Origin of the sequence: Streptomyces sp. NPDC056948 (assembly GCF_042674225.1) — a bacterium.
In the GTDB taxonomy this organism is placed as follows: Bacteria; Actinomycetota; Actinomycetes; order Streptomycetales; family Streptomycetaceae; genus Streptomyces; species Streptomyces purpurascens.
Map to the genome: position 1 here is coordinate 21,734 of NZ_JBHUQX010000077.1, position 6,177 is coordinate 27,910.

Consider the following 6,177-nt stretch of genomic DNA (forward strand, 5'->3'; position numbering starts at 1 on the left):
CGGCTTGTGCGCCGCGCCCAACCACCCGGGCAGCTCGCCCCCCGGGCCTGTTGACGGGACACGAGGCGGGCAGCGACTATCGGCGCCATGCCTCGTGGTCCCGCCCTGGGCGCCCCCGCACTCTCCGAACCGCTCAGCCGCGAGCGGCACCGGATCCTGCACGCCGTGCAGGACCGGCTCGAGGAGATCACGCGGACCGCCGTCGCGGTGATGCGTACGGAGATCCCGTCGTACGCCCTGCAGGACGAGCGGTTCTTCGACGACGTACGGGACCAGGTGCTCACGCACTACCGGATGCAGCTGGCCGCACTGGCCGGCGAGCGCGACATGGCCCCTGAGGACCTGGTCTTCAGCCGGGCGGCCGCCATGCGCAGGGCCCGCGCGGGGTTCGCTCTGGAGGACTGGATCAGCGCTTTCCGGGTCGGCCGACAGGTGCTGTGGGACGTGCTGCTGGACTGCGCGGGCCCCTCCGCCGAGGCACAGCAGGCCGCGCTGTCACTCGTCACGCCGCTGATGCGGTACGTGGACTACGCCAGCACCCATGCCGCGCAGGCCTATGTCGAGTACGAGCAGCACGTGGTCGCGGACGCGGACCGGGAGCGCCGGGACCTCCTGGACCAGCTCCTGTCCGGCGCGGCACCGACGCGCGGCCCGCTGCTCGCCGCGGCCCAGGCGTACGGCATCGGTCCGCACTCGCCGATGATGGCGGTCGTGGCGGTGTGCGTCGACGACACCCGCACCGGCGACCTCACCTCCGCCGAGCACGGCTACGCGACCAGCGCTTCCCTCAGCGTCGCCGGGCCCTGGGCCGGCCGAACCCTGGTCGTCGTCCGCCACGGCGAGGTGGTGGCCGTGCCCGTGGTGCGCACCGGCATGCACCCGGAGGACATCTGTGCTCACTTCGAAGCCGTGCAGCGGCGGCTCGCGCGGGAGGGAACCATGCTCGCCATGGGCATCAGCACCGTCGCCCAGGGCGCCGGCGAACTGGCGCGCGTCTACGGGGAGGCCCGGGCCGCCCTCGACCTCGTGCCGAGCGGGGGCGGGGTGGCGGCACTGCCGCGCCTGTCCCCCTTCGACTACCTGGCGCTGCGCGCCGACGACCTCGCCCGCCAGCTCGTCGATCCCCGTGTGCGCGCACTGCTGGAAGAGGACCGAAGACGTGGCGACCCGCTGGCCGCCACCATACGGGCCTTCGCGGAGGCGGATCTCAACCTGCGGCTGGCCGCCGACCGGCTGCGGGTGCACCACAACACGGCGCACTACCGGCTGCGCCGGATCGAGGAACGCACCGGGCGCAATCCGCGCCGGATCGCCGACCTCCTGGAACTGCTGGTCGCCCTCGCCATCCGCGACGGGGCCAAGGAAGACGGAGAACACCAGTGAGCCACATCGTGGAGACGACCGGGACGCAGACGCCACGTCAGCACCCGGACGGAGAGGCGAAGACACACCTGCCGGACGGGAACGCCGAGCAGAACGGCTCCGCCCGGCACGCCCTGCTGAGCGCGGCGCTCGAGGTGTTCACCGAGCGCGGTTATGCCGAGGCCGGCCTCGCCGAGATCGCGGCACGCTCCGGCATCCTGGTGGGCAGCCTCTTCCAGCACTACGGCGGGAAGCACGGCCTGTACCTCGCCCTCTGGGAGGAGTTCCGGGAGGAGCAGGAGCGCCGGACCGCGGCCACGCTGGCCGCCGAGCGTGAGCGCGGCGTGAGCGATCCCGTCGCCCTCTTCGTCGCGGGAGCCAGGGCCTACCTCGAGGGTGCCTGCAACAACCGGCGCCTCGCCATGCTCCTCGTGGAGGACGACGGCCCCGCCGGCTTCGACGCGCTGCGCCGCCAGTGGGACCGCGCGTGGGTACGGCGCAACGCCCGGCTCCTGGAGGTGGACGAGAAGCGACGTGTCGGCCGGGTTCGGGTGAGAGTGCTGACCACCGTGATCGGCGGGGCGGCACGCGAGCTGGGCGACTGCGAGGACGAGAGGGAGGCACGGGAGATCGTGGACGAGGTGTGCGGCATCCTCATCCACCTGTCGGCTCTGCCCGGCTGAACGCCGGCCGGCGGCCCCAGGCCGAGATCATCGGGGACGTGGCGAGGTCGAGGCGACCGGTCGCGACGGTGGCGAGGTGCCGCTCGATCTCCTCGTCCGTGGCGAGGCCCTCGGCGACGAGTTTGTCGCGTACCTGCTGGACGGTGGCCGTCTCGAGGACGTCGCACGCGGGTGAGGTGATCGGGAAGTACGCGTCGGCCTCGACGTCGGCGAGACCGGCCTCGCGCAGCAGGCGCGGCAGCCTGCGCCCGTAGGAGAGGTCGGCGCCACGCTGTTGCAGCAGCCGGCGGAAGCCGGTGCGGAGCCGATTGGCCAGCTCCTGCTCGGGGCCGTACTCGTCGGGGCAGATCAGCGGTTGCAGCGCGGGGTCGGCGTCCTCGACCAGCAGCCACCCGCCGGGGCGCAGCACCTGGACCATGGTGCGCAGCGCGGCATCGCGCTCGGCCACATGGACCAGGACGAGACGGGCGTGGACCAGGTCGAAGGGCCCGGCCGGGGGCTCGTCGCGGCCCACGTCGTGGCGGAGTACTTCCACTCCCCCGGTGGCGGCGGTCTCCGCCCAGGAGACATCGATGTCGGTGGCGAGCACGCGCCCGCGCGGCCCGACGCGTTCACGGAGCCATGCGGCGACGCTCGGCCCGCCGGCCCCGACCTCCCAGCACCGCCATCCCTCGTCGATCCCGACCGTCTCGAAGTGCCGGAACGTCGAGGCGTCGAAGAGGGCCGCCAGCGCGTCGAAGCGGGTACCGGCCTCGGCCTGCCGGTTGTCCAGGAGATATCCCTCGTCCTGACCCATACACCGATCATGTCACGGCCGTTCCCGGCGCGGTCGGGGCAGACCCGGGCTAGTGCGGTGCGCGCGGCGGCAGGCGGCGCAGTTCCACATCGGTGAGCCGGCCGTCGGCGGCCGTGGCGGTCATGTAGGTGCAGTGGGGCCGGCGGCGGCGGTCCGTCGGGGAGCCCGGGTTGAGCAGACGCAGGCCGGTGGGGGCCGTGGTGTCCCAGGGGATGTGGCTGTGGCCGAAGACCAGCACGTCGAGGTCGGGGAAGCGGGCGGCGCAGCGTTTCTCCCGGCCCTGGGCGGGGCCCGTCTCGTGGATCGCCCCGAAGCGCAGCCCGCCCAGTTCCGCGTACGCCACCTCGGGCAGCCGGGCCCGCAGCTCCCGTCCGTCGTTGTTGCCGTACACGGCGACGAGCCTGCGGCAGCGGCTCTCCAGCAGGTCGAGGGTGGCCATGTCGACCCAGTCGCCGGCGTGGAACACGACGTCGGCGTGCGGGAGTTCGGCCAGCAGCGGCGCGGGCAGTTCCCTGGCCCGCTTCGGCAGGTGGGTGTCGGACATGAGGAGCAGACGCACGCCCTCAGCCTAGGGGCAGCGGCCCGCTCCGCACCGGAACCGACTTGACCGCGAACAGACAGACGGCGCAGCTCAGTTGCCGTGGCGACGGAGATGATCACGGCCAGGTCTCGAAAGGTGAGGCAGCATTGCCTACCGGGTTAGCATCGGGCAACACGCAGTAAGACAGGACGTCTACGGCAAGCGACCCGAAGGGGCCCGGAAACCCGATGCCGGTCAAGGTCAGCGTCATCATCCCCGTCTACAACCCGGGGATCTACATCGAGGACTGCATCACCTCGCTGCAGAGGCAGTCCCTGCCTCCCGAAGAGTTCGAGGTGATCTTCGTCGACGACGGCTCCACCGACGCCACCCCGGCCCGGCTCGACGCGCTCGCCGCCGAGGACCCCCGGATGAAGGTCATCCACCAGGAGAACTCCGGCTGGTCGGGCAAGCCCCGCAACGTGGGCATCGCTGCCTCCACGGGCGAGTTCGTCATGTTCGTCGACAACGACGACTACCTGGGCGACGAGGCCCTGGAGCGGATGTACGACTACGGCGTGGCCAACGGCGCCGATGTCGTCGTGGGCAAGATGGCCGGCAAGGGCCGCGGCGTGCCGGTGGAGCTGTTCCGCCGCAACCACCCGCGTGCCACCGTCGAGAACGCCCCGCTCATCGACAGCCTCACCCCGCACAAGATGATCCGCCGTGCCTTCCTCGACCGCACCGGCCTGCGCTTTCCCGAGGGCAGACGGCGCCTGGAGGACCACGTCTTCATCGCCGAGGCGTATCTGCGCGCGGAGAACGTCTCCGTGGTCAGCGACTACGTCTGCTACTACCACATCCGGCGGGACGACAGCTCCAACGCGGGCTTCGAACGCTTCGACCCCGTCGGGTACTTCAAGAACCTCCGTGAGGCCCTCGACGTCGTCGAGCAGTACACCGAGCCCGGCCCGGTGCGTGACAGGCTCTTCCGCCGCTGGCTGCGCGTGGAGATGGTCGAGCGGCTGCGGGCCCGGCGCTTCCTGAATCTGCCGGACGACTACCGCAAGGAGCTGTTCGGGGCGATCCACGAGGTCGTCGTCGAGCGGTTCGGTCCCGGTGTCGCGGACGGGCTGCAGCCGACGCAGCAGGTCGTCGCCTCGCTGACCGCGGCCGACCGGTACGACGACGTCGTGTCCTTCGCGGAATGGGAGGCCGGCATCGCGCCCAAGGCGGCCCCCGCGCACGTGGAGTGGCGGGACGGCTCCCTCAGCATCGGCTTCACGGCCGAGTACGCGTCCGGCGGCGAACCGATGACCTTCCCCGCCGGCGCCGAGGCGGCCCCGCTGAACGACACGCCCAAGGACGTGACCGAGGCCGTGGAGTGGGTGGCCTCGGAGACCGCCGCCCGCTTCGGGCAGGCCACGGCCGATCTGCTGCTGCGGGAGCGCTCGAGCGCCGCACAGTACTTCCAGCCGGTGAAGGTCACGCGCGAGACCGTGCCCGTCGGGGACGGCGAGGAGGTCCGGCTGGTGCTGCGGGCGACCGCCACCGTCGACCCGGCCGGCCTGCCGGGTGACGGCGTCTGGGACGCGGTCGTGCGGGTCAAGCTGGGCGGCTGGACCAAGGAGTGCCGGCTGGGCCCGGCCCCGCGGGCGACCCGGCCCACGCCGGACGTGGGACTCGTCGGCGACCGCCCGGTTCTGCCGTACTGGACGGAGCCGCACGGCAACCTCTCCCTCGAGCTCGGCACGCGGGGCAAGCGGCTCGGTCTGGGCAGCGTGCAGCCGATGGACGTCACCGTCTCCGGGGACCGTTTCCGTGCCCCGCTTCCGCTCCATGTCGAGGGCGACAGCGAGGTGCCGCTGAGGTTCGTCTCCTCGAGCCGGATCCTCGACGCGTCCGGCACGCTCTCCCCGGCCCCGGACGGGCGCGGGGCGGTACTGGAGGCGGCGATGCCCGCCAAGGACCTCTCGCGTGACACCTGGCGGGTGGCTGTGTGTCTGGCCCCGGGCGCCGACCGGCCCCGCTTCACCGGGCTGCCGTTCGCGCTGCGCGCCGCCGACGCTCAGGTGCTGGTCGTGCCGGCGCCGGGGCCCGGTGCAGCCCTGCGGGTGGCACGGCGCGCGCGGCGGGTACTCGGTGCCGCGCGACGGAAGGTGGTCACCCGTATCAGGATCGGAGGGCAGTGACAGCATGCGACCACTGGGGATAGAGGGCGCCTGGATTCTGGAGCCCAAGATCTTCCCGGACGACCGGGGCAGCTTCCACGAGTGGTACCGCGGCGAGGAGTTCCGCGAGGCCACGGGCCATGATCTGGCCCTGGCCCAGGCCAACTGCTCGGTCTCCCGGCGGGGCGTGCTGCGTGGTGTGCACTTCGCCGATGTGCCGCCCAGTCAGGCCAAGTACGTCACGTGTGTGCGCGGTGCCGTCCTGGACGTGGTGATCGACATCCGGGTGGGCTCCCCCACCTACGGCCAGTGGGAGGCCGTACGGCTCGACGACGACACCCGCCACGCGGTGTTCCTCGCCGAGGGGCTGGGCCACGCGTTCATGGCTCTGACCGACGACGCCACGGTGGTCTATCTGTGCTCCACCGGCTACGCCCCGGAGCGCGAACACGGCATCCACCCCCTGGATCCGGCTCTCGGCATCGCCTGGCCCGAGGGCATCACCCCTCTCCTCTCCCCGAAGGACGAACAGGCCCCGACCCTGGCGGAGGCGGAACGCCAGGGCCTGCTCCCGTCGTACGAGAACTGCCGTGCGTACTACGAGGAACTGCGGGCGAATCGGGGAGACGGCTGACACCTGCGGCA

General features: G+C 72.1%; 6 protein-coding genes. 4 read left to right on the forward strand and 2 right to left on the reverse strand.

The window, feature by feature from the left end:
* Window positions 1-87: 87 nt before the first annotated feature.
* The gene (locus ACFTZL_RS12890) at window positions 88-1,383 is read left to right on the forward strand and encodes a PucR family transcriptional regulator (RefSeq protein ID WP_382580983.1); all 1,296 of its coding nucleotides are present in this window, start codon (window positions 88-90) and stop codon (window positions 1,381-1,383) included.
* The gene (locus tag ACFTZL_RS12895; RefSeq protein WP_382580985.1) at window positions 1,380-2,045 is read left to right on the forward strand and encodes a TetR/AcrR family transcriptional regulator; all 666 of its coding nucleotides are present in this window, start codon (window positions 1,380-1,382) and stop codon (window positions 2,043-2,045) included. Before ACFTZL_RS12890 ends, ACFTZL_RS12895 begins: the two co-directional genes overlap by 4 nt.
* Here the strand turns inward: ACFTZL_RS12895 and ACFTZL_RS12900 are convergent.
* Both ACFTZL_RS12900 and ACFTZL_RS12905 read right to left on the reverse strand, forming a co-directional pair.
* The gene (locus tag ACFTZL_RS12900) at window positions 2,017-2,841 is read right to left on the reverse strand and encodes a methyltransferase domain-containing protein (protein ID WP_382580987.1); all 825 of its coding nucleotides are present in this window, start codon (window positions 2,839-2,841) and stop codon (window positions 2,017-2,019) included. The two genes, ACFTZL_RS12895 and ACFTZL_RS12900, sit on opposite strands and share 29 nt — an antisense overlap.
* Window positions 2,842-2,890: 49 nt before the next feature.
* A complete protein-coding gene (locus ACFTZL_RS12905; RefSeq protein ID WP_382580989.1) occupies window positions 2,891-3,400 on the reverse strand; it encodes a metallophosphoesterase family protein in 510 nt (169 codons plus the stop codon).
* A 209-nt stretch (window positions 3,401-3,609) separates the two neighbouring features.
* Between ACFTZL_RS12905 and ACFTZL_RS12910 the strand changes: the two genes are divergently transcribed.
* Complete coding sequence (locus ACFTZL_RS12910) at window positions 3,610-5,553, forward strand: glycosyltransferase family 2 protein (RefSeq protein ID WP_382580991.1); 1,944 nt, start codon at window positions 3,610-3,612, stop codon at window positions 5,551-5,553.
* A 4-nt stretch (window positions 5,554-5,557) separates the two neighbouring features.
* Entirely contained in the window at window positions 5,558-6,166 is a 609-nt protein-coding gene (rfbC, locus tag ACFTZL_RS12915) for a dTDP-4-dehydrorhamnose 3,5-epimerase (RefSeq protein WP_382580993.1), read from the forward strand.
* Window positions 6,167-6,177 lie beyond the last annotated feature (11 nt).